19 protein-coding genes and 1 tRNA gene are annotated in these 22,064 nt (G+C 65.1%); 12 read left to right on the top strand and 8 right to left on the bottom strand.

The annotated features are described in order from the left end of the window. Window position 1: 1 nt before the first annotated feature. On the top strand, window positions 2–307 hold the full coding sequence (locus tag AC5I49_RS17005; protein ID WP_016450135.1) for a DUF4148 domain-containing protein: 306 nt from the start codon (window positions 2–4) through the stop codon (window positions 305–307). A gap of 153 nt (window positions 308–460) precedes the next feature. Here the strand turns inward: AC5I49_RS17005 and AC5I49_RS17010 are convergent, their stop codons facing one another. Together AC5I49_RS17010 and AC5I49_RS17015 are read right to left on the bottom strand one after the other, a co-directional pair. Continuing rightward, window positions 461–925, bottom strand: a complete 465-nt coding sequence (locus AC5I49_RS17010) for a MaoC family dehydratase (protein WP_495789638.1) — start codon at window positions 923–925, stop codon at window positions 461–463. A 76-nt stretch (window positions 926–1,001) separates the two neighbouring features. After that, a complete protein-coding gene (locus AC5I49_RS17015) occupies window positions 1,002–1,631 on the bottom strand; it encodes a LysE family transporter (protein ID WP_012203595.1) in 630 nt (209 codons plus the stop codon). A gap of 297 nt (window positions 1,632–1,928) precedes the next feature. Here AC5I49_RS17015 and kefC point away from each other — a divergent pair, with 297 nt between their 5' ends. Then, window positions 1,929–3,812: a glutathione-regulated potassium-efflux system protein KefC gene (gene kefC / locus AC5I49_RS17020; protein ID WP_495789639.1), complete on the top strand. Its 1,884-nt coding sequence runs from the start codon at window positions 1,929–1,931 to the stop codon at window positions 3,810–3,812. Between the two features lie 10 nt (window positions 3,813–3,822). Here kefC and AC5I49_RS17025 read toward each other — a convergent pair whose 3' ends face one another. Next, entirely contained in the window at window positions 3,823–4,713 is an 891-nt protein-coding gene (locus AC5I49_RS17025; RefSeq protein ID WP_392444652.1) for a LysR family transcriptional regulator, read from the bottom strand. A 106-nt stretch (window positions 4,714–4,819) separates the two neighbouring features. On the opposite strand from AC5I49_RS17025, the gene AC5I49_RS17030 reads away from it, so the two are divergent. Both AC5I49_RS17030 and AC5I49_RS17035 read left to right on the top strand, forming a co-directional pair. Further along, window positions 4,820–5,419, top strand: coding sequence for a short chain dehydrogenase (locus AC5I49_RS17030; protein ID WP_034347952.1), 600 nt, complete (start codon window positions 4,820–4,822; stop codon window positions 5,417–5,419). A gap of 77 nt (window positions 5,420–5,496) precedes the next feature. Beyond that, on the top strand, window positions 5,497–5,955 hold the full coding sequence (locus AC5I49_RS17035) for a DUF1841 family protein (protein WP_016453732.1): 459 nt from the start codon (window positions 5,497–5,499) through the stop codon (window positions 5,953–5,955). Between the two features lie 75 nt (window positions 5,956–6,030). On the opposite strand, the gene AC5I49_RS17040 is transcribed toward AC5I49_RS17035, so the two are convergent. Further along, window positions 6,031–6,705 carry a c-type cytochrome gene (locus AC5I49_RS17040; protein WP_016450129.1) on the bottom strand — a complete coding sequence of 225 codons (675 nt, stop codon included), beginning with the start codon at window positions 6,703–6,705 and terminating at the stop codon, window positions 6,031–6,033. A gap of 116 nt (window positions 6,706–6,821) precedes the next feature. Between AC5I49_RS17040 and AC5I49_RS17045 the strand changes: the two genes are divergently transcribed. The 6 genes from AC5I49_RS17045 (at window position 6,822) to AC5I49_RS17070 (ending at window position 16,039) form a co-directional block, all read left to right on the top strand. Beyond that, complete coding sequence (locus AC5I49_RS17045; RefSeq protein WP_016453731.1) at window positions 6,822–7,676, top strand: AAA family ATPase; 855 nt, start codon at window positions 6,822–6,824, stop codon at window positions 7,674–7,676. An 8-nt stretch (window positions 7,677–7,684) separates the two neighbouring features. Then, the gene (locus tag AC5I49_RS17050) at window positions 7,685–8,419 is read left to right on the top strand and encodes a GNAT family N-acetyltransferase (protein WP_034367829.1); all 735 of its coding nucleotides are present in this window, start codon (window positions 7,685–7,687) and stop codon (window positions 8,417–8,419) included. Between the two features lie 31 nt (window positions 8,420–8,450). Then, on the top strand, window positions 8,451–9,638 hold the full coding sequence (locus tag AC5I49_RS17055) for a vWA domain-containing protein (protein WP_016453729.1): 1,188 nt from the start codon (window positions 8,451–8,453) through the stop codon (window positions 9,636–9,638). A gap of 4 nt (window positions 9,639–9,642) precedes the next feature. Continuing rightward, a complete protein-coding gene (locus tag AC5I49_RS17060; protein ID WP_495789640.1) occupies window positions 9,643–11,565 on the top strand; it encodes an autotransporter assembly complex protein TamA in 1,923 nt (640 codons plus the stop codon). Between the two features lie 2 nt (window positions 11,566–11,567). Beyond that, the gene (locus AC5I49_RS17065) at window positions 11,568–15,887 is read left to right on the top strand and encodes a translocation/assembly module TamB domain-containing protein (protein ID WP_495789641.1); all 4,320 of its coding nucleotides are present in this window, start codon (window positions 11,568–11,570) and stop codon (window positions 15,885–15,887) included. Between the two features lie 77 nt (window positions 15,888–15,964). Further along, window positions 15,965–16,039 (top strand) — tRNA-Arg (locus AC5I49_RS17070). Between the two features lie 262 nt (window positions 16,040–16,301). Here AC5I49_RS17070 and AC5I49_RS17075 read toward each other — a convergent pair. The 3 genes from AC5I49_RS17075 to AC5I49_RS17085 form a co-directional block, all read right to left on the bottom strand. Beyond that, window positions 16,302–16,628, bottom strand: a complete 327-nt coding sequence (locus AC5I49_RS17075) for a hypothetical protein (RefSeq protein WP_080649883.1) — start codon at window positions 16,626–16,628, stop codon at window positions 16,302–16,304. Between the two features lie 848 nt (window positions 16,629–17,476). Beyond that, window positions 17,477–17,773, bottom strand: a complete 297-nt coding sequence (locus tag AC5I49_RS17080) for a YciI family protein (protein WP_016454549.1) — start codon at window positions 17,771–17,773, stop codon at window positions 17,477–17,479. A 34-nt stretch (window positions 17,774–17,807) separates the two neighbouring features. Then, complete coding sequence (locus tag AC5I49_RS17085; protein ID WP_016454548.1) at window positions 17,808–18,611, bottom strand: SDR family NAD(P)-dependent oxidoreductase; 804 nt, start codon at window positions 18,609–18,611, stop codon at window positions 17,808–17,810. Between the two features lie 264 nt (window positions 18,612–18,875). On the opposite strand from AC5I49_RS17085, the gene AC5I49_RS17090 reads away from it, so the two are divergent. Then, window positions 18,876–19,313: a winged helix-turn-helix transcriptional regulator gene (locus AC5I49_RS17090; protein ID WP_016454547.1), complete on the top strand. Its 438-nt coding sequence runs from the start codon at window positions 18,876–18,878 to the stop codon at window positions 19,311–19,313. After that, window positions 19,310–20,539: a multidrug effflux MFS transporter gene (locus tag AC5I49_RS17095; protein ID WP_016454546.1), complete on the top strand. Its 1,230-nt coding sequence runs from the start codon at window positions 19,310–19,312 to the stop codon at window positions 20,537–20,539. Before AC5I49_RS17090 ends, AC5I49_RS17095 begins: the two co-directional genes overlap by 4 nt. Before the next feature lie 507 nt (window positions 20,540–21,046). Here AC5I49_RS17095 and AC5I49_RS17100 read toward each other — a convergent pair. Then, window positions 21,047–22,000, bottom strand: a complete 954-nt coding sequence (locus tag AC5I49_RS17100) for an aromatic alcohol reductase (protein ID WP_016453220.1) — start codon at window positions 21,998–22,000, stop codon at window positions 21,047–21,049. Between the last annotated feature and the right edge of the window lie 64 nt (window positions 22,001–22,064).

Here is a 22,064-nt window from a genome sequence, read left to right on the forward strand (position 1 = left end):
CATGAAGAACACCCGCCGTTTTGCCGTCCTGGCCGCCCTCACCGTTTCCGCCTTCGCCGCCCAGGCCGCCGGCTTCGACTACGCCGACAACAGCAGCTACCCGCCCGAAGTGGAGACCCAAAGCACGCTGACACGTGCCCAGGTCATGGCCGACCTGAAGGCCGCCCAGGCCAATGGCACCATGCCCTCCGTCGCCGAAGGCTACCTGCCCATCCAGAACACCGCCACCGCTGGCGTGAGCCGCGAGGAAGTGCGCCGCGAGGCCGCCGCTGCCGAGCGTTCGGGCCAGCTGAACTTCGGCGCCTGAGCCCCAGACCCCGCAACCGCTGCCACCACGCAGCCAGCCCGCAGGTGCCGCCTGCGGGCTTTTTTTCATCGCCGGGCCGCCCCAAGATGAAAAGCGCCCCCTTGGGGGGCAGCGGGCCTTGCGCAGCAAGGGTAGCGGGGGGTCAGTTTTCATTCAGGCCTTGGCACCGTAGTTGCGGGCCACGGACTCGGCCACGCAGGCGGGCTTGTCCGCGCCTTCGCGCTCCACGGTCACCAGCCAGGTCATCTGCAGGCCGCCGGGCTCGATGGGCTCAGCGGCCTGCAGCGTCAGGCGCGCGCGCAGGCGGCTGCCCACGGGCACGGGCGAGGTGAAGCGCACGCGGTTGAGGCCGTAGTTCACGCCCATTTGCGCGCCTTCGATGTGAAAGCAGCTCTGGAAAAACTGGGGAATCAGCGACAGCGTCAGAAAGCCATGCGCGATCGGCGCGCCGAAGGGGCCCTTGGACGCACGCTCGGGGTCCACATGGATCCACTGCTGGTCGCCCGTGGCATCGGCGAACAGCTGCACCTGCTGCTGGGTGATGGTGATCCAGTCGCTGACGGCGACTTCCTGCCCCACGCAGGCACGCACTTCGGAATAGGAAGGGAAGGTTTTCATGCCCCAAATGGTAGGGGCCGGTGCCGCGCGCTCCATGTCGGGCGCGCGACAGGCTAGGGTTAGTCCAGGGTGGATGTCACCTGGACGCGCGCTGCACGAAGAACAGCCCCGTGCCCACGGCCATCAGCAGCGCGCCGAAGACCCGGTTCTGGCTGCGCACGGCACGCGCGCTGCGCATGAAGCCGCGCAGCGCGCTGGCGCTGGCCGCATAGCCATGCATGACCATGGTGTCCACGGCCAGCATGGTAGCGGCCAGGATCAGCAACTGCAGCCACAGCGGGCGGCTGGTGGTCATGAACTGGGGCAGCACGGCCACCATGAAGATGATGCCCTTGGGGTTGGTGGCGTTGGTCAGGAAGCCCGTGAGCACGCGGCGGCGCACGCTGAGCTCGGGCATGGATTCCTGGGTGGCCAGGGGTGCGGCACCCGAGCGCCATTGGCTGATGCCCAGGTAGATCAGGTAGCAGGCGCCGACGATCTTCACGGCGTTGAACGCCCATTCGGAGGCCAGCAGCAGCGAGCCCACGCCCGCGCCGGCGATCAGCAAGATGGTCAGCAGCCCCAGCTGCAGCCCGAAGATGGTGGCGCTGCTCTTGCGCACGCCATACGACAGGCCATGGCTCATGGACAGCACGGCGCCCGAGCCCGGGGAGACCGCAATGATCCAGCAGGCCACAAAGTAGGCGATCCAAGTGTGCCAATCCATGCCAAACACCTTAAAAATACGGAGCAGGCCGGCATCTTAAAACCGTGCAGCCGATCTGGCGCACTGCCGCGGCAAAGCCGGATGGGGCGGTGAAGCATTCGGTGGCTTTTTTCATCGCCGGGCCGCCCCAAGATGAAAACGGCCCCCTCGGGGGGCGCCCGGCCAGGGACAGCGGACCTAGCGCAGCAAAGGGAGCGTGGGGGGCATTTTCAACCCTGTCAAAAAGCTGACCCAGCTGTGAGAGTGACACAATCAATCACCCCAGGGTAAACACCAACTCCAAGATCCCGAGCTTCCATGGAACACAGCGCCCCCATCTGGCTGATCTACGGCTTTCTCTATCTCACCGCCGCCGTGCTGGCCGTGCCCATTGCGCGTGCCCTGGGCCTGGGCGCCATCATTGGCTACCTGGGTGCCGGCATTGCCATGGGCCCCTGGGGACTGTCGCTTGTCAGCAATGTGGATGACATTCTTCACTTTGCCGAGTTCGGCGTGGTGCTGATGCTGTTCGTGATCGGGCTGGAGCTGCAGCCCAGCCGCCTGTGGGAGCTGCGCCGGCCCATCCTGGGATGGGGGCTCGCGCAGATGCTGGCCTGCACGGGCGTGCTGTTCCTGGCGGCCTGGGCCTTCGGCTTTTCCTGGCGCGTGAGCCTGATCGCGGGCATGGGCCTGGCCCTGTCGTCCACGGCCATCTGCCTGCAGGTCATGGCCGAGCGCAACCTCATGCGCACGCCCAGCGGCCAGGCCGGCTTTTCCATCCTGCTGTTCCAGGACGTGGCCGCCATTCCCATCCTGGCGCTGATCCCCATCCTGGGCGCGGTCAAGGCCGCCAATGCCACGCACACAGACAGCCACCTGTGGCTGCAGGTGCTCAAGACCGTGGGCACCATCGCCGCCGTGGTGGTGGGCGGCCGCCTGCTGCTGCGCCCCCTGCTGCGCTGGATCGCCCGCAGCCGCACGCCCGAGATCTTCACGGCCACCTCGCTGCTGCTGGTGGTGGGCATTGCCATGCTGATGGTGCAGGTGGGCCTGTCCATGGCGCTGGGAGCCTTCCTGGCCGGCGTGCTGCTGGCAGACAGCGAGTACCGCAGCGAGCTGGAGACCAACATCGAGCCCTTCAAGGGCCTGCTGCTGGGCCTGTTCTTCATGGCCGTGGGCATGAGCATCGATTTCGGCGTGCTGCTGCGCGCGCCCTGGGCCATGGCGGCCATGGTGCTGGGCTTTCTGGCGCTCAAGGGCGCCGTGCTCTACACCCTGGCCCGCGTGCTGAAGCTGCCCTGGCGCGAGCGCCCGGTGTTCACCCTGCTGCTGGCCCAGGGCGGCGAGTTCGCCTTCGTGGTGTTCCAGACGGCGGCGCAGTACAAGGTGTTCCACCACAGCATCTCGTCCATGCTGGTGGCCGCCGTGGCCCTGTCCATGCTGATCGGCCCGCTGGTGCTGGTGCTGATGGACAAGCTGCTGCTCCAGCGCTTTGCCGACATGAAGGATTGCCAGGTCGACGGCGCGGGCCAGGCTGCCAGGCCCCATGAAATATCGGAGCCGCAGGACGCGCAGGTCATCATTGCGGGCTTTGGCCGCTACGGCCAGATCGTGGCGCGCGTGCTGCTGACCCAGGGCGTGCCGGCCACCATCCTCGACCACAGCGTGGAGATGCTGGAAGTGGCACACACCTTCGGCTACCGCGTGTTCTTCGGCGATGCCACGCGCATGGACCTGCTGCGCATTGCCGGCGCGGACAAGGCGCGGGTGCTGGTCATCGCGGTGGACTCTTCCGAGCAATCGCTGAAGATCGCCGCCCGCGTGCGCAAGCGCTTTCCGCACCTGGAGATCGTGGCCCGCGCGCGCGACATGGCCCACTGGTACCAGTTGCGCGACCTGGGTGTGCACCATGTCGAGCGCGAAGTCTTCGAGTCCAGCCTGGTCTCGGCGTGCACCGTGCTGGAGCTCGCTGGCCACAGCCCTGCCGAGGCCCGGCGCACCACCGCGCGCTTTCGGGAGCACAACCTGCAGCTGATCGAGCGCATGTACCCCCACCACAAGGACCAGGCCCAGCTCATTGCCGTGGCCAAGCAGGGCCGCCAGCAGCTGGTCGAGCAGATGGCCAAGGAGCGGCAGGAGGCCCAAGCGCGGCAGGAGAAGGAGCAGGCGCCGCAGGAAGCCCCGCCCCCGCCCGCCCCCTGAAAACCGGGCCTCAGGACGCGCCCAGCGCCTGCACCATGTGGTCCACGAACTGCGCCAGCTTGGGCAGTTGGCGGCGGTCCGGCAGATAGACCAGGTGCACCGGGCGCGGCAGTGGCACGCAGTCCTGCAGCACGGGCACCAGCCGGCCCGCGGCCATGTCGGCGGCCAGCAGCACCTCGGGCTGCAGGATCAGGCCCAGGCCGCGCAGCGCCGCATGGCGCAGCCCGTCGCCGCTGTTGCAGCGCAGGCGGGCATCGTCGGGCCACTGCACCGGCGCCGAGCCGTCGCCGCGCAGAATCCATTCCGAGCGGCGCTGCCAGACCGCGTAGCTCAGGCAGTCATGGCGCGCCAGATCGCCCACGCCACGCGGATGACCGCGCCGCCGCAGGTACGAAGGCGCCGCCGCGATCACCATGCGATAGGGCTGCAGCGGCCGCGCCACCAGGCCTTCGCCGCCCACGGGGCCGATGCGCACGGCCACGTCGATGTTCTCGCCCACCAGGTCGACCATGCTGTCGCTCAATTGCAGATCCACGCGCACCAGCGGATTGGCCAGCTGGTAGTCGGCCACCAGCGGCGCGATCACATGGTTGCCCAGCGTGGTCGGCGCACTGATGCGCAGCAGGCCCTGGGGCGCGCTGCGGCTGCGCTCCACGGCCGACTCGGCCCAGCGCAACTGCTCGAAGACCTGGCGGCTGTCCTCGTAGAAGCTGCGCCCCACCTCGGTCAGGCTGTGGCGCCGCGTGGTGCGCTGCAGCAGGCGCGCGCCCAGATGGGCTTCCAGCTGCTGCACATGCTTGCCCACCATCACGGCCGAGATGTCCAGGCGCCGCGCGGCCTGGGCAAAGCTGCCGTCCTCGACCACGGCCATGAAGACCTCCATATTGCGCAGCTTGTCCATGGATTGCCAACCAATGCTTAGGAGTACAAAAAGATCCGGCTACTTTATGCCATCCATGATTTGCAAAACACTGGAGGCCTGTTCACCCCCTCAGAAAGAAAACCGCATGAAGATCCTTCTCATCGGTGCCTCCGGCACCATCGGCCGCGCCGTACACGCCCTGCTGGCCCCGCGCCATGACATCGTCACCGTGGGCCGCAACAGCGGCGATCTGCGCGCCGACTTCACCCAGCCCGAGACGCTGCAGAAAATGTTCGAAGCCGCCGGCCAGGTGGACGCCATCGTCAGCACGGCCGGAAAGCTGCACTTCGGCCCGCTGTCCGAGATGACGGCCGAGCAGTTCAACTCCGGCCTGCAGGACAAGCTGCTGGGCCAGGTGCGGCTCGCCCTGCTGGGCCAGCGCTGGCTGCGCGACGGCGGCTCCATCACGCTGACCAGCGGCGTCGCCGCCACCGAGCCCATCCGCCACGGCGCCAATGCATCGACAGTGAATGCCGCCCTCCACGGCTTCGTCACCGGCGCCGCGGTCGAACTGCAGCGCGGCCTGCGCATCAACGCCGTGAGCCCCACCCTGCTGACCGAATCGGCCGATGCCTATGGCTCGGTCTTCCCCGGCTTCGAGACCGTGCCCGCCGCCCGCGTGGCCCTGGCCTACCAGCGCAGCGTGGAAGGCGCCCAGACCGGCAGGGTCTTCGAGGTGCTCTGACCTCTTCTTGCGGCGGGCCCTCGGCAAAGTCCTTGCGTGCCCGCCCAAAAGGGCCGCGTGCTACGCTGCGCGCCACCATGTTCAACCCCACCCAAGCCGATGTGCGGCGCTTTTTCTGCGGCGTGCGCACCAAGATGCTGAGCGGCGCGCCGATGGAGGCCATAGAGACGCTGGCCAGCCTCTGGATTGCCGAGCATCCCGAGTATTTCGATGACCTTGCCGACGTGGACGCCGCCCTGCTGCGCGACTACGACGCCACGCCCGGCGTGACCAATCCGTTTTTGCATCTGTCCATGCATCTGTCCATCAGCGAGCAGTGCAGCATCGACCAGCCGCGCGGCATACGCCAGGCCGTGGAGCTGCTCAGCCGCCGCCTGGACTCGCTGCACGACGCCCACCACGCCACCATGGAATGCCTGGGGCAGATGCTCTGGGAAAGCCAGCGTTCGGGCCGCCCGCCCGATGGCGAGGCCTATATCGCCGCAGTCCAGCGCCGCGCCACGAGCGACGGCGCCAAGGCCACGGGCGGCGCATAGCGCCTCTGTGCATCACCCTCAAGACAAAGCCCGCGATTGCGGGCTTTTGCTATGGGGTATGGGGCTGCGCGCGATTCACTGCGATTTGTGGCCCAGGCGGAAATGGGGCTGCGGCAGGGTCTGCAGCTCGCCATCGAGGCTGCCGATGTAGTTGGCCAGCGCCTTGAGTTCGCTGTTGGTGAACTGCTTGGCAATGCCGGCCATCACGCCGTTGCTGCGGCCGATATGGGGGTTGCCTTCGGTCTTGTAGGACTTGAGGGCGGAGTACAGATAGTCCGCGTACTGGCCGGCCACCTTGGGGTAGCTGGGATCGATGGGTTTGGAAAAGCCCTGGCCGTGGCAGGATACGCAGGCGCCCTTTTGCAGCAGCGCGGCGACCTGGGTGCTGGGCTCGCGGACCTTGGCGTCGGCGGCCTTGGCCACGCCATGCTCGGCGTAGTAGGCCGCCACGTCGGCCATGTCCTGCTCGGTCAGCGGATCGGCAATGCCGCGCATGGTGGGATGCTTGCGTTCGCCCTTCTGGTAGGCCTGCAGCGCGGCCACGATGTAGGGTGCGCCCTGGCCGGAAATCTTGGGGACCTTGTACACCTCGGGGAAGCTGGCCTGGTAGCCCTGGATGCCATGGCAGCCAATGCACATGGCGATCTTCCCCTCCCCTGCCTTTGCGTCACCTTTGCTTTGCTGGGCCTGTGCCACAGAGGTCACAGATGCGACAGCCAGCGCCAATACCGTGGTCAAAGTTTTTATCATTTTGCGCGCACAATCCTTCAAGAGTTCTGACGGATGCCTACTGCTGAGCGGGTAGCGCGAACGATTATGGCAGTCACCGTCAAGCGTCCCCATCAATACTTACGCTGATACCGCCCATGAAATTTCAAGGTTCCGAGAACTACGTCGCCACCCAGGATTTGATGCTCGCGGTGAATGCCGCAGCCACCTTGCAGCGCCCGCTGCTGGTCAAGGGAGAGCCCGGCACGGGCAAGACCATGCTGGCCGAGGAAGTGGCCGCCGCGCTGGACATGCCGCTGCTGCAGTGGCACATCAAGTCCACCACCAAGGCCCAGCAGGGCCTGTATGAATACGACGCCGTCAGCCGCCTGCGCGACTCGCAACTGTCCGACATCGACGGCGGCGAGCGCGTCAAGGACATCCACAACTACATCGTCAAGGGCGTGCTGTGGCAGGCCTTCACGGCAGACCGGCCCGTGGCCCTGCTGATCGACGAGATCGACAAGGCCGACATCGAATTCCCGAACGACCTGCTGCGCGAGATCGACCGCATGGAGTTCTACTGCTACGAGACGCGCGAGATGATCCGCGCCAAGCACCGGCCGCTGGTGTTCATCACCTCCAACAACGAAAAGGAGCTGCCCGACGCCTTCCTGCGCCGCTGCTTCTTCCACTACATCAAGTTCCCCGACGCCGACACCATGCGCCAGATCGTGGCCGTGCACTTCCCCAAGCTGCAGGGCGAGCTGCTGGCCGCCGCGATGAAGGTGTTCTACGACGTGCGCAACCTGCCCGGCCTCAAGAAGAAGCCCTCCACCAGCGAGTTGATCGACTGGCTCAAGCTGCTGGTGGCCGAGGACATTCCCGTGGAATCGCTGCAGACCGCCGAGGGCAAGGTCGCCGTGCCGCCGCTGGTGGGCGCCCTGCTCAAGAACGAGCAGGACGTGAGCCTGTTCGAGAAGCTGGTCTTCATGAACCAGCGCAACCGCTGAGGCCAGCCATGCCGGATTCCAAGCCCGACACCGAAGGCCCCGACCACGCCGGCGCAGACCCGCGCGTGCCGGTCATCACCGGCCAGGTCACCACCATCCCCGTGGCTGGCGCCGTGGCGCACCAGGGCTTCGTGCAGCCCGTGGTCATGCGCTTCAACGGCGTGCGGCTCGAGCCCCTGGCGCTCAGCCATGAAGCGGGCCTGCGCGAGGCCGTGCAGGACGGCCAGCTGTGGCGCATCCGCGTGACCTCCGCGCCCGAGCCCGACGACGTGCGCGCCTATATCGAGGCCGCGCTGGAGCAGCGCAGCCAGGGCAAGCGCTTCGCGTTTGCCGTGCTCGACGACGACAGCGGCCGCGTGCTGGGCACCAGCAGCTACCACGACATCCTGCCCGAGGTGCGCCGCGTGGAGATCGGCTACACCTGGTACGCGCGCAGCGTGCAGCGCACCCATGTCAACACCTCGGCCAAGCTCATGCTCATGGGCCATGCCTTCGACACGCTGGCCTGCCATGTGGTGGGCTGGCGCACGGACTGCTTCAACTTCGCCAGCCAGCGCGCCATCGAGCGCCTGGGTGCCAGGAAGGACGGCGTGATCCGCGGCCACGCGCTGCGCCGCGACGGCACCATCCGCGACACCGTGATGTACAGCCTGCGCAGCGGCGAATGGCCCGAGTCGCGCGCCCAGTTGCTGGACCAGTTGCAGCGCCATTCGGACGGCAGCACCGCCGTGGCGCGCACATGAGGGCGCGTACGCAAGGCCCCCGGGAGATGCCATGCTGATCGACTTCTTCTACACCATGCGCGCGGCCAAGCTGCCCGTCTCGGTCAAGGAGTTCCTGACCCTGCTGGAGGCGCTGCAGGCCGGCGTGGTCGGCCCCAGGAGCGAGGACGCCTGGAGCCTGGACGACTTCTACCACCTGGGCCGCACCGTGCTGGTCAAGGACGAGAAGCACTACGACAAGTACGACCGCGCCTTCGCCGCCTACTTCAAGGGCGTGGAGATGGTGGCCGACCTCACGCGCGAGATTCCCCAGGACTGGCTGAAGAAGCTGCTGGAGCGCGAACTCTCGCCCGAGCAGAAGGCCGCCATCGAAGCCATGGGCTGGGACGAGCTGATGGACACGCTCAAGAAGCGCCTGGAGGAGCAAAAGGAGCGCCACGAAGGCGGCAACAAGTGGATAGGCACGGGCGGCACCAGCCCCTTCGGCCACGGCGGCTACAACCCGGCCGGCGTGCGCATCGGCGGGCCGGGCCGCAACAAGAGCGCCGTCAAGGTCTGGGAGCAGCGTGCCTACCGCGACTACGACGACACGCAGGAGCTGGGCACGCGCAACATCAAGGTGGCGCTGCGCCGGCTGCGCAAGTTCGCACGCGAAGGCAGCGACCTGGAGCTGGACCTGCCCGACACCATCCGCAGCACGGCCGCCAACGCGGGCTACCTGGACATCAAGATGATCCCGGAGCGCCACAACAACGTGAAGGTGCTGCTGCTCATGGACGTGGGCGGCACCATGGACGAGCACGTGCAGCGCGTGGAGGAGCTGTTCTCCGCCGTCAAGAGCGAGTTCAAGCACCTGGAGTTCTACTACTTCCACAACTGCGTCTACGACTTCATGTGGAAGAACAACCGCCGCCGCTTCGCCGAGAAGTTTCCGACCTGGGACATCATCCGCAAGTACAACAAGGACTACAAGCTGATCTTCGTGGGCGACGCCACCATGAGCCCCTACGAGATCCTGCAGCCCGGCGGCAGCGTGGAGTACATGAACGAGGAGCCCGGCGCCGAATGGCTGCAGCGCCTGACGCATGCCTTCCCGCGCTTTGCCTGGATCAACCCCGAGCCGCCCGGCGTCTGGCAGTACCGCCAGAGCATCAGCATCATCCAGCAGCTCACGGGCAACCGCATGTACCCTTTGACACTCAAAGGTCTGGAAGACGCCATGCGCCTGCTGTCAAAATAGGCCGATGCCCAAGCTCCCCCCCGCGACAGCGCCGGCCCGAGGGCCGGCGTTTTTGTTTCTGTTGAGTGCAGCCCTGATGCTCGGCGGCTGCAGCCTCCTGCCGTCCAAGAATGATGACAAGGACACGGACCCGTCGCTGATTGCAGCGACCGGCGACCCGGCCTTCTCCCTTGTCGTCGATGCGCCCAAGGAAGTGCGCGAGCTGCTGGAAAAGCACCTCGAACTGCGCCGCTACCGCTACCAGAGCGACCTGCAGCGGCGCGAGCTGACGCGGCTGCTGGGCGCCACCGACGCCAACGTGCGCGACCTGATCGGCACGCTGGGCTACTTCAGCCCCACGGTCACGGTGGAGATCAAGGAAACGCCCGAATCCGACGAGGCCCCGCTGCAGGTCACCGTCAAGGTGGACCCGGGCGAGCCCGCCACCATTGCGCGCAGCCAGGTGCGCTTTGCGGGCGTCAATGCCGACGATCCCGATGGCGCCTCCCAGCGCGCCACCATCGAAGAGGACTGGCCGCTGCAGCCCGGCCAGCGCTTCAGCCAGTCCAGCTGGAGCCAGGCCAAGAGCCAGGGCCTGCGCACGCTGCAGTCGCGCCGCTACCCGCTGGCGCGCATCGACTCCAGCCTGGCAGACATCGACGCCGACACGCACGAGGCCGATGTCAGCGTGGCCTATGCACCCGGCCCGGCCTACACCTTCGGCCCGCTGCGCATCGAAGGCGCCCAGCGCTACGACCCCGTGGGCACGGCCCGCATCGCACGCCTGCCCGAGGGCGAGGAATACGACCAGACCGCCCTGGTCGACGCCCAGCTGCGCCTGGCCAGCAGCGGCTACTACGACTCCGTCTTCCTCACGCTGGCCAACGTGCCCCAGCAGGGAGACAGCGCCGCCGAGGACGAGGAAGCCATCAAGCGCAAGGGCGCCCAGGTCACCACGCCCGTCATCGCCCAGGTGCGCGAGGCCCAGATGCAAAAATGGGTCTTCGGCGTGGGCATGAGCACCGACACCGGCCCGCGCCTGAGCGTGGACCACATCCACAACCGCCTGCCCTGGCTGGGCTGGCGTGCCGTCACGCGCATGCGCTTCGACCGCAAGAACCCGCTGATCTCCACGCAGTGGACCGCCCTGCCCGACGAAACCCTGTGGCGCTGGTTCACCACGGCCAAGGCCGAGCGCGCGCCCTCGGGCGACTTCGATGTCAACAGCCTGCAGCTGCGCGCCGGCCGCACCAAGTCCGAAGACCACATCGACCGCAACTACTACCTGCAGTACGACTACGCCAAGACCCAGGGCGAGGGCGCGCCCCCGTCCAGCTCGTCGGTCACGGCCAACTACGGCTGGACGGGCCGCTACTTCGACAGCACGCTGGCGCCCTCCTCGGGCTTCGGCTTTGCCTGGGAAGTCGGCGCGGGCACCACGCTCACGCCCCAGCGCACGCCGTTCGGCCGTGTCTCGGGCCGCTGGCTCAGCCTGATTCCCATCGGCGAGGTCGATCCCGAGACCAAGCGCCGCAGCCGCCTGGCGCTGCGCGCCTCCGGCGGTGCCTTGCTGGCCCGCAAGGATGCCGACCTGCCCGTCACCCAGCTGTTCATCACCGGCGGTGACAACACCGTGCGCGGCTACGGGTACCAGAGCATCGGTGCGCGCACCGACAGCGGCAAGGTCATCGGCGGGCGCTACATGGCCGTGGGCAGCATCGAGTGGCAGCGGCCCATCGTCATCAAGGGCAACACACAGGACTGGGAGCACGCCGTCTTCCTGGACGCCGGCACCGTGGGCGATGCGCCCGACTCCATGTACATGCGCGTGGGCGTGGGCACCGGCCTGCGCTGGCGCAGCCCCGTGGGCCCCGTGCAGGCCGACATCGCCTGGGGCGCCCAGGAAAAGCAGCTGCGCCTGCACCTGCGCCTGGGCTTCAACTTCTGACCATGGTGGATTCCCGCTTGAATACCCCTGCCTCCTCCGCCGCGCCAGACCAAAGCCCCCAGGCGTCCCCTCCGTCGCCTGCGCCCCGCCGCCGCTGGCTGCGCTACCTGCTCTGGTTCTTCCTGGTCCTGGTCCTGCTGCTGGCCGCCCTGCTGGGTTCCGCCTGGTGGTGGAGCGGCCGTGCCGATTCGCTGGCCTACACCCTGCAGCGCGTGGCCGGCTGGCTGCCCGCAGGCCAGAGCCTGCAGGCCAAGGAAGTCACCGGCACCCTGCGCCAGGGCGGGCGCATCGGCTGGCTGCAATGGCAAAGCCCCACCATGAAGGTGGAGCTGCGCGACGCCACCATCGGCTGGCAATTGCATCCCCTGCTGTCGCGCACCGTGCGCCTGGGCGAAGTCCGCATCGCCGAGCTGAACATTGCCAGCACGCCCGACCCCGAGGACAAGAAACCCGTCGAGCCGCTGCAGCAGCTCGTGCTGCCCGTGAAGATCGACGTGCCCTTCCATGTGGAGCGCATCGTCTGGCAAGGCCCGCCCCAGGCCGAAGTACTGGGCCTGCAAGGCCACTACGCCTACGACGGCAGCGAGCACCAGCTGGACGTGCGCGACCTGCAATGGGCCGATGGCAACTACCAGGCCAGGCTGCGCCTGCAGGCCCGTGCGCCCATGGCCATCCAGGCCGAGCTGCAGGGCGACCTGCAGGCGCCGGCCCTGGCTTCGGACGACGAGGCCTCCGCAGCCAAGGCCCCCAAACCTGCACCGCTGGCCGTGCAGGCAAAGGCCCGGATCGACGGCACCCTGGCCACCGCCGCTGCGCAACTGGGCATCAAGCTCCAGGTTGATGCCAAGCCCGGGACGGTGTCCGAGGAAACGCCTGCTCCTCCCGCCGTACAGAAATCCGCCAGGGCCGATGGCAAGAACGGCAAGGCCAGGGAGCGCAAGGAAGCCGCCCCTGTGTCCGAACCCATGCATGCGGACATCGAGGCCAGCATCCGGCCCTGGCAGCCCCAGCCGCTGCAGACCGCGCGCGCCCAGCTCAGCCAGATCGACATCGCCGCCTTCTGGCCCCAGGGACCGCGCACCCGCATCAGCGGCGAATTGCAGGCCGGGCCGGATGGCAAGGCAGCTGATACAGCCCAGGCACCCGCCACGGAACAGCCATCGGACCAGGCACCAGGCTCGGCCATCGCCACCACCGCCTGGCAGTTGACGACACGCCTGAACAACGCCATGCCCGGCCCCTGGGACCGCCAGCGCCTGCCGCTGGACCAGATCGAGGCCGCAGTGCGCTATGACGGCCAGCAGTGGCTGCTGGAGCAGGCGCAGATCGCCATAGGCTCGGGCAGCATCGACGCCCAGGGCCGCTTCGAGCCTGCCACCAAGGTCTTCGAAGGCCAGGCCAAGGTCCAGCGCCTGGACCCCGCCGCGCTCTACAGCCTCCTGGAAGCCGCACCGCTGCAGGGCGAGCTGCGCGCCAGCACCACGGCAGAGCAGCAGGTGGACTTCAGCGTGGACATCCAGGCCGCAGCAGCGCCCGCAGGCGCCAAGCGCCAGCCCCTGCGCATAGAAAAACTCGCCACCAAAGGCCGCTGGGCCCAGCCCGTGCTGTCGCTGGAGAACCTGCAGCTTGATGCGCTGCAGGCCTCGGTGCGCAGCCGCAGCCTGCAGTTCGACACCGAACAGCAAAAGCTGCAGACCGTGCTGAAGGCCCAGCTGCCCGGCGCCGAACTCTCGCTGGACGGCCACATCAGCCCTGCCGCAGGCCAGGGCAGCAGCCAGCTCAAGCTGTCGTCACTCACCGCCCTCACGCAGTGGCTGCGCAAGCTGCCCGGCATGAAGGACCCGCTGGCCGGCGCCCTGATCGAAGCCCAGGCCCAGCTGGACGCCAGCTGGCGCGGCGGATGGGGCGCACTGCAAAAGCGCATGAAGGCCGCCGTGGGCGACCCCCTGCCCGCCAGCGGCCTGCAGCTGCAGGCCGACCTGCAGGCCGCCAAGCTGCGCTACCTGCCCGCCAACACGCCGCCCGAGCAGGCGCTGGAGCTGCCCGAGCTGCGCCTGGCCCTCAAGGGCTCGCCCGAGCAGGCCAGCCTCACCCTGGCCGGCCAGGCGAAGCGCGGCACGCAGACCGCGCAGATCGACACGGCCCTGCAGGCAGGCCTTGCCACGGCGCGCGGTGCCGCGCCCCTGGACTGGCAGGCCAGCATCGACAGGCTGCAGGCCCGGCTGAGTCCGGGCCAGGACCTGCCCGGCCCATGGCAGCTGCAACTGGCAGGCAACCAGCCCGTACGGATCGCCCAGCGCACCACGGGCCGCACCGTGCTGTCCACCGCCTTCACGGCATCGGCCGGCAGCCTGCAGGTCACGCCGCCCACCCTGCCCCAGCGCCGCACCAATGCCGAGGCGCCGCAGCCCGTGCTGCTGGCCTGGGACGACACCCGCGCCACCCAGGGCGGCGACGGCCGCTGGGCCCTGCGCAGCACCGGCCGCGCCCAGGCCCTGCCGCTGGCCTGGGTCGATGCCCTGTCCATGGCCGAGGAGCCCCCGCTGGCCGCCATGGGCCTGAGCGGCGACCTGAGCTTCAACGCCCGCTGGGACATCGACACGACGGGCCCCGCGCTCAAGGCCGAACTGCTGGTCGAGCGTGCAGCCGGCGACCTGCGCCTGGCCGTGGAAGACGGCTCGGGCACCACCGTCATCCACACCACGGGGCCGCGCTCCAGCAAGCCCGGCGAAGTGCGCACGCATACCGTGCGCGGCGCCGGCATGCGCGCCCACATCAAGCAGGCCCGCCTGAGCGTGCGCGCCCAGGGAGACGACGTGCAAGCCAAGCTCGACTGGGACAGCGAACGCGCCGGCACCCTGACCGCGCAGCTGGGCACGCGCCTGGCCCAGCAGGACGGCACCTGGACCTGGCCCGAGAAGGCCCCTCTGTCCGGCCAGATCGACGCCCGCATGCCCGACATCGGCATCTGGGCGCTGTTCGCCCCGCCCGGCTGGCGCGTCACCGGATCGCTGCAGGCCAAGGCCGAGATCAGCGGCGACCGCCAGAACCCGCAGTGGCAGGGCAATCTCTCGGCCGACGGCCTGAGCATCCTGTCCGCGCTGGACGGCATCGACCTGCAAAACGGCGTGCTGCGCGCGCGCCTGCAAGGCAACCGCCTGGATCTGACCGAGCTGCGCATGCAGGGCGGGCGCGGCAGCAATGCGCGCATCCTGGGCTACAGCGGCAACCTCACCACGGCACCGCGTGAAGGCGGCGAACTCACGGGCTCGGGCTTCGTGCGCTGGGACCCGCCCAACGCCGATGGCAGCAACTCCGGCCTGAGCATGGACCTGCGCGCCCAGGCCACCAGGCTGCAGGTGCTGGTGCGCGCGGACCGCCAGGTCAGCGTCTCGGGCGGCCTGCAGGCCAGGCTGGAGCAAGGCCAGTTCACGCTGCGCGGCGACCTCACCACCGACCGCGCCACCATCATCCTGCCCGAAGAATCCGCGCCCTCGCTGGACTCCGACGTGGTCGTGCACTCGGCCGCCTCGCGCAAGGCCGAGCAGGAAGCGGCGCGCAAGCAGCAGCAGGCCGACCGCAAGGCCCAGGCCCGCGCGGAAACCATCAAGCTGCCCGACATCCTCGTCAAGCTTGACCTGGGCCGCGACTTCGCGCTGCAGGGCTACGGCATCACCACACGCCTGGAAGGCGCGCTGGAAGTGCAAGGCCCCACCGTGGCGGGCGGCCCGCCGCGCATTACCGGCGAGATCCGCACCGTGCAGGGCCGCTACCGCGCCTGGGGCCAGTCGCTGGACGTGGAGACCGGCCTCATCCGCTTCAACGGCCCCTACGCCAACCCCTCGCTGGACATCCTGGCGCTGCGCCCGAACATCGCCGTGCGCGCAGGCGTGCAGGTGCAGGGCACGGCCAACGCCCCGCGCGTGCGCCTGTACTCCGACCCCGAAATGCCCGATGCCGAAAAGCTCTCCTGGGTGGTCATGGGCCGCGACCCCGCCACGGGCGGCGCCGAAAGCGCCCTGCTCCAGCAGGCCGCGCTGTCCCTGCTCAGCGGCGGGCGCAACAACAGCGGCAAGATCGCCAGCAACCTGGGCCTGGACGAAATCGGCTTCAAGGGACCGGGCGGCGAGGGCTCCACGGGCGCGGCCCTCACCCTGGGCAAGCGCCTGTCCAGCGACCTCTATGTCACCTACGAGCAAAGCCTCTCGGGCGCCATGGGCACGCTGTACATCTTCTACGACCTCTCGCGCCGCCTCACCCTGCGCGGCCAGACCGGGGAAACCAGCGCGCTGGACCTGATCTACACCGTGCGCAAGGACTGACGCCTCACCCCCGCGCAGCCGCCCTGCCGGCGCTGCGCGAGGCGGACCCGCCATGGGTTTACAATCGCCGTTTGCTCCTCTCCGTAGTTCAATGGATAGAACGGGCGCCTCCTAAGCGCCAGATACAGGTTCGATTCCTGTCGGAGGGACCATCAATTTTCCAATGGCGACAACCACTTACAGCTCATTGAGTGGGTGTCTGGGCCATAAGTGGGACATGAATACGGTCTCAAGGGCTGGATTGCATGCCCGCGCAGTGGGCTCTCAACACGGAAACGACGACAGCCCCCTCGGCGCCCTCATGGGAATCGAAGGGGCCGTTTTCATTTCGTTTGGCCCGAGCTAAGCGCGCGCACCCGCATCAGCGCCGAACCTTCTCCAGCGCCACCGCAGGGCCTGCTCAGGCAGGGCAAATCACTTAGTGATTGCTTTTTTCAGTTCTTCCTGGAATTCCTCACCATTCCGAAGGCGAAGATATTCCTGATGTGCCAACCGATAGGCTTCTGATTCCATACCGTACGAAGTCGACAGTACTTCATAGCGGTCGACTCCGGCACGACGCCAGAGTGCCAGATCGGCCATGACCTCCGCGCGGGAAGTACTATTTACTTCCTTTTTATTTGCTGCGCTGCTCTCTTGAGAATTGGCTGCATAGCAAGTAGAAATAGCTATTGTGAAGAATGCGAATTTTAGAGTGCGCAATGCACTTGCCCTGATCAAGGGCGAGGCTATTTTTGACATGGTTTAAATGACAGATGACTATGAGGCTACCGGCAAGTATGTTATGCGGCAGTGTTGACCGAATGAATCAAAGACGCAATATTAAATATTGAGCCACTCCTTTCCTAAAGAAAATTGATGACTACCAGATATATTCATCAATCAATATTCAGAATAAGTTTCCAATCAACTTTTCTTTTTCAATCCAAAAAGTAATTGAAAATTCAAAACACTTTGCTGATCTTTACCCAAAGTCTTGCTCAGGGAATATCCACACGCAGCAGACCAGTGCACGAATGCTGCAAAAACCAAATAGATGTTGAAATTCAAGTGAGGTAACGAGTAGCGGGCTTGGAGTTTGAGAAACCCTGGGCCAAATCTCCGCGCGCTTGCTCAAATGCGTCCCATGCCGCTGCCTCAGGCACTGGTGGAATGGTCACAAGCTCTCTGCGATCAAAACCCACCAAGGCAGCATCAACGAGTTCGTCAACCTCCATCCATGACATCGCCACCAGAGCGCTCATAGATCTCGGTGCGTGTGGCGGCCGGCAAAACCGCTGGTATGTAGACGCCCCTGGGCCCTGCCTCAGCTGCAAGGCGCTGCGAGAAGGCCAACATGTAGGACTTCGTTGCTGCGCAAATACCTTGTGAAGACTCAGGCAGCCGGTCGGTGGTACGGGCCACCCATACGAGATCGTGGCCACGAGCCGCAAAGCGGCGTGCGTAAACAGCACCAATGCCACTGGAGGCGCCAGCAATAAGAGAGCTAGTCATTTCAACTTCCCCAATCGATATCCACCATTTTTTATGGCAGCCTTGTCAATAAGACAAGTCAGCGCAGAGAGACGCTGCTGCGGAGAAAGATGCGTTCAGTTGCGGGAAGTCAAGCTGGCCATCGTGTAGTGCTCATAGTGGCCAATCCCATTCTTCACGATGGGATCTTCGGATGTAAACGAACCGATCTCTTGGTTGTCGGCGATCTGGTAAAGAGACACGCCGTAGCCATCACCATCGTCAATCACAGGCCCGTGCGCTACGATCACACCTTGCTCGAGAAGACCGTTCATATATTCGCCATGCTGCCTCATCCATGTTTTTTCTTCACCGGACATGGTGCCCAGGAAATTTGCGCGAGGCGGGACAAATTTGCACAGGTAGTATTTCATTTCGGCTCCTCTCAAAGATAAATGATGCTGGGATTCAAGCTGTTTTCACACTCTTCAATATTGCCCCTTCGAACATCTTGGGCGCATAGCTCTGCAGGAACAGGATCATTCCGGTCATCTTTCCAACGGGGTTACTGAACTTTGGCTTCTTGGTCTCGATCAGCTTGGTAATCGTGTTGACGACGGCGTCGGGCGCCTCCGCCTCATCGATCCCCTTCTGTGTCGCAGCATCTGCTTGCTTGCGGTAGGCGTTGTAATCAGCAATACGCCCGCTTGATTGAGACACGGAGTTATGAGCGAGGTTGGTCTTGAACCACACTGGCTCCACCATGCTGACTTGGATGTTGAACGGATCCAGCTCGAAGCGCAGAGATTTGAAGTAGCCCTGGACTGCGTGCTTTGAAGCCGTGTAGTACGAGAGATTCGGCGGGCCGATCAAGCCGACGATGGAGCTGATTGTGATGATCTGCCCATGCTTTTGCGCCCGCAGCCGGGGCAGCAAGGCATTCGTCACTTTGATCGTGCCCCAGAAGTTGGTTTCGAACTGCTGACGTCCCAATTCGACGGGAGTCTCTTCTGCCAGCCCCGTCACCATGTAGCCGGCATTGTTCACCAATACATCCAGCTGCCTGACGCTGCGGAACAGCTCTTCAGCGAACGCGTTGATGGAGTTGTCGTCGCTGATGTCCAGACGCAGCAGCTTGAAGGGAACCTTCCCTTCGTGCTTTTCAGGTTCACGGCTGGTGCCGATGACTTCGAAGCCCTGGTTGTGCAGGCTGTTGGCGAGCAGCAGGCCGAAGCCCGAGGATGCGCCGGTGATTAGGACTGTCTTCTTCATGGGTAGCTTCTCCGTAGATGATGGAAATTCTTGAAAACTTTGCCCGGCTGAACGTGCGTGCAGAAGGGCTTTGGGCTATTTGCTATCGGGGTTGGCAGCGCGACCATGAACAAGCCTTCATCAGCCAAGGCATGGCTCACAACCGTTACCTCTCAAGATGAGGCTGGGCTCTCTGCGCGCATGACTCCTTTCGGGCGTGGGTGCTGGACTGAACGATGGGCGCATGTTAGTATCGTTTTAGTACTTAGTCAATACTGAAATGATATGGACTCGAAGAAAACTTCTGAAAGCACTTGCCCCATCGCGCGCAGCCTGGCCTTCCTGGGCGATGCGTGGACTATGTTGATCCTGCGGGATGCGAACGCTGGGCTGACGCGCTTCGATCAGTTCAGGAAAAGCCTTGGCATCGCTCCCACGATGCTGACGAAGCGTTTGGCGACGCTCACGGATGAGCAACTGCTGGAAAAGCGGCAGTATTCGGAGCGGCCACCTCGCGAGGAATACGTCCTGACCGAAGCTGGGAGGGACTACTTGCCCGTTCTCTTCATGATTGCTGCCTGGGGCCGAAAGCACCGTGGCGAAGGCAAGCTGGTTCGGTTTCTGGATGCCGAGACGGGCAACGATCTGAAGCCGATTGCGATCGACGCAGAGACCGGCGCAGAGATCGGGACTCGCGAAATCCGCATGGTGATGCCGGAATGAAGCCAAGCAGTCGGGCTCCAGTGCCGGCGGAAAATCAAGCAGGCACAGCGAACCGTGGCGTAGTTCTTCTGTTGGCTGCGCTCGCGGCGATAGGCGCTTTGTCAACCAACATCATCCTGCCGTCGTTTCCGGCGATGTCTAAAACCCTGGGTGCGTCAGATGCCCAGCTCGGCCTGACACTCAGTGTCTTCTTCGTAGTTTTCGCGGCGGGGCAACTCTTCGTGGGACCTCTGTCTGATCGCTTCGGGCGTCGCAAACTGGTCATAGGGGGCTTGCTGGTCTTCGCGGCTGGCGGGGTGGTGTGTGCCCAGGCGGCGGCTCCAGCCGAACTGATTGTCGGCCGAGCAATACAGGCTGCAGGCGTATGCGCCGCGTCCGTACTTGCACGCGCGATCGCAAGAGATATGTATGAAGGCGAAACTCTGGCACGCGTTCTTGCGATGGTGATCGTGGCTATGGCCGCGGCGCCGGGGTTCTCTCCGCTGCTGGGCGGCATGACTGAGAAAATGATTGGCTGGCGCATGACCTTCCTGACGGTCAGTGCCTTCGGGCTCGCACTTTCAATGTGGTACGCCTTCCGACTTCCAGAAACACACGTCGCGTCGCGGCGGATGCCGCTTGCCGTTGGCCCCATACTCAGGATCTATGCCAGCCTTCTGATCGATCCACGCTTCCTCCGTCCAGTCGTCGCTGTCATGTGTCTCACAGGCGGGCTTTATGGATTCTTCGCTGCTGCTCCATCAGTGCTGATGGGCGCCATCAAGTTGAGCGCGCTGGAGATGGGGCTCTTTTTTGCAGCCACGGTGCCCGTGGTTTTTGCTGCAGGCCTCGCTGTACCAAGACTTTCACATCGCTGGGGTGCAGCTCGAGTCATCCAAGCCGGAATCGTCTTGGCCTTGGTTGGAGGCGTGATGATCTACCTGGCCTCGGTTCGATACCCATCCAGCCTCACAGCGTTCACGTTCGCGCTCTGTGTCTTCCTCATGGGAATGGGCGTTGCCAATCCTCTCAGTACAGCACAGGCGCTTTCTCCATTTGGAGCTCAAGCAGGTGCAGCCTCCGCCATGTTGGGCTTCATACAGATGTCCGGCGCAGCACTTGGCGCCATGCTGGTCAGCACGATGGCAGGGATCTCCCACATGGCGGCGGTAGGACTGCTTATCTCAGTCTTCGCACTTCTTGCTTTCATCACTTTCTGGAACCAGCCCAGGACGGCTGGTTTTTGACGAGATTCCAGTGGATACACGAGGCACACCTTCGCCAGCATGAATTGGATGGAGCCTTTGCCCGACTGCCGCAGCGTGAGGACTCAATGGCCGCAGGCCCCTGCCCCTGTAGCACAAACACACAACTGGAAGAATTCTTGCGGAACGCCACTGAACACGCAGCGCGTCACGCAGATAACTCGTTGATTTCTCACGTCCTCGCAAGCCATGCGCCATCGATCTTTAGAGAGATGCGCCACTGGACTTTCGTCTGTACGGAAAACGCGCCACTGGACTTTAGTTTTTTAGACCAGTAAGGCTGAGGAGCGAGCTATCGGCCGAGGCGCAAGGGCTCAGGGCCGATGTGCGGCGGCGTAGCGCGTTGCCATGGGCTCTTGTGTGGCAGCTACCGACCCGTTGCTGTCGCTCAGTTTCAGTTTGCGGGAGTCGGCTTTCGAGCGGTCGTCGCTGATTGCGGACAGATTCCGTTGCCAACCGATAAGCCAGAAACGCTCGCCTTAAAACCCATCATTTGTCGCGGCGAGATGCCAGGTTTGCATTAATCCACGACGACACGTCCGTTACCGGAATGGAGCGGCGTTGGTTGAACGTGCCGCTCTTGGCCCACGACATGCCGCGCCCCTGGGCAAAGGCTGCACGGTACTTGCTCATCATGTTTTGCGGGTCGCGCGCCAGCTCATCCAGCAGGTACTGCTCGGTCCATACCGACCGGGTGAAAGAGCGGCCAAGGCCCGCCTCCAGCTTGTCCGCCACCTCGCCGTAAGTCACGGTGTCGCCTGCCAGATACACAATCTCGTTGCGGATGCGCGGTTGGGCGAACACCACTTCGGCCGTCAGCGCGCCGATGTCGTCGGGAGTGGTCAACGTCACTGCAGTATCAAGGCTTCCCAGGGCGTGGACCGCATCGTTGTGCAGGTCGACGACGCCGAACTCGGGCTCGAACAGGTAGCTCATGAACATGCCGGTGGAGATGATGACCCACTCCGTCTGATTCTGGCTGCGCAGCAGCTCACGCACGTCGAGCTGTGCGTCGAAGATGTCCTGCGGGCCGCCCCGGCCGATCACGTCGAAGTCGACCCCGAACTGCCAGGGGAAGTACCGGGGAATGCCTGACTGCAGCGCGGCCCGCGCCAGCTTCATCGGTGTGTTGATGCCGGCTGCATAGCCTGCGCACCCGATCACCGTGTCATAGCGTGCGAAAACCACGGCAAGCTCATCGATGGAGCTTTTCACCAGGTCGCCCAGGACGATCTCGATGCCGAGGCTACGAATCTCCGCGATATCCCGCTGCTTGGCAGACGCGGAGGAATCCACGGCGCTGGCGCGCAGCAGCACGCTGATCTTGCTACCAGCCACGCTCTTGGCGCGACGTGCGAGGTTGCGAAGCACCGGCAGGCCGAGTTCGCCGGCACCGAGGACGAGGATGCTTCGAGACGTCGCGCTAGGGTCTAATTGGTTCATCGTGTGGACAGGAGATTGAGAGAGTTCTGGCAGTCTAGCCACGCACCGAAGATGATGTAAGAAG

It is taken from the genome of Delftia sp. (genome assembly GCF_059499305.1).

Bases quoted from the DNA above. Each gene is read 5' to 3' on its own strand.
- AC5I49_RS17015 (WP_012203595.1), bottom strand. From the start codon at position 1,631: ATGGATTGGCACACTTGGATCGCCTACTTTGTGGCCTGCTGGATCATT.
- AC5I49_RS17045 (WP_016453731.1), top strand. From the start codon at position 6,822: ATGAAATTTCAAGGTTCCGAGAACTACGTCGCCACCCAGGATTTGATG.
- AC5I49_RS17065 (WP_495789641.1), top strand. From the start codon at position 11,568: ATGGTGGATTCCCGCTTGAATACCCCTGCCTCCTCCGCCGCGCCAGAC.
- AC5I49_RS17050 (WP_034367829.1), top strand. From the start codon at position 7,685: ATGCCGGATTCCAAGCCCGACACCGAAGGCCCCGACCACGCCGGCGCA.
- AC5I49_RS17100 (WP_016453220.1), bottom strand. From the start codon at position 22,000: ATGAACCAATTAGACCCTAGCGCGACGTCTCGAAGCATCCTCGTCCTC.
- AC5I49_RS17005 (WP_016450135.1), top strand. From the start codon at position 2: ATGAAGAACACCCGCCGTTTTGCCGTCCTGGCCGCCCTCACCGTTTCC.
- AC5I49_RS17090 (WP_016454547.1), top strand. From the start codon at position 18,876: ATGGACTCGAAGAAAACTTCTGAAAGCACTTGCCCCATCGCGCGCAGC.
- AC5I49_RS17095 (WP_016454546.1), top strand. From the start codon at position 19,310: ATGAAGCCAAGCAGTCGGGCTCCAGTGCCGGCGGAAAATCAAGCAGGC.
- kefC (WP_495789639.1), top strand. From the start codon at position 1,929: ATGGAACACAGCGCCCCCATCTGGCTGATCTACGGCTTTCTCTATCTC.
- AC5I49_RS17080 (WP_016454549.1), bottom strand. From the start codon at position 17,773: ATGAAATACTACCTGTGCAAATTTGTCCCGCCTCGCGCAAATTTCCTG.
- AC5I49_RS17055 (WP_016453729.1), top strand. From the start codon at position 8,451: ATGCTGATCGACTTCTTCTACACCATGCGCGCGGCCAAGCTGCCCGTC.
- AC5I49_RS17085 (WP_016454548.1), bottom strand. From the start codon at position 18,611: ATGAAGAAGACAGTCCTAATCACCGGCGCATCCTCGGGCTTCGGCCTG.
- AC5I49_RS17030 (WP_034347952.1), top strand. From the start codon at position 4,820: ATGAAGATCCTTCTCATCGGTGCCTCCGGCACCATCGGCCGCGCCGTA.
- AC5I49_RS17025 (WP_392444652.1), bottom strand. From the start codon at position 4,713: ATGGACAAGCTGCGCAATATGGAGGTCTTCATGGCCGTGGTCGAGGAC.
- AC5I49_RS17035 (WP_016453732.1), top strand. From the start codon at position 5,497: ATGTTCAACCCCACCCAAGCCGATGTGCGGCGCTTTTTCTGCGGCGTG.
- AC5I49_RS17075 (WP_080649883.1), bottom strand. From the start codon at position 16,628: ATGTCAAAAATAGCCTCGCCCTTGATCAGGGCAAGTGCATTGCGCACT.
- AC5I49_RS17060 (WP_495789640.1), top strand. From the start codon at position 9,643: ATGCCCAAGCTCCCCCCCGCGACAGCGCCGGCCCGAGGGCCGGCGTTT.
- AC5I49_RS17010 (WP_495789638.1), bottom strand. From the start codon at position 925: ATGAAAACCTTCCCTTCCTATTCCGAAGTGCGTGCCTGCGTGGGGCAG.
- AC5I49_RS17040 (WP_016450129.1), bottom strand. From the start codon at position 6,705: ATGATAAAAACTTTGACCACGGTATTGGCGCTGGCTGTCGCATCTGTG.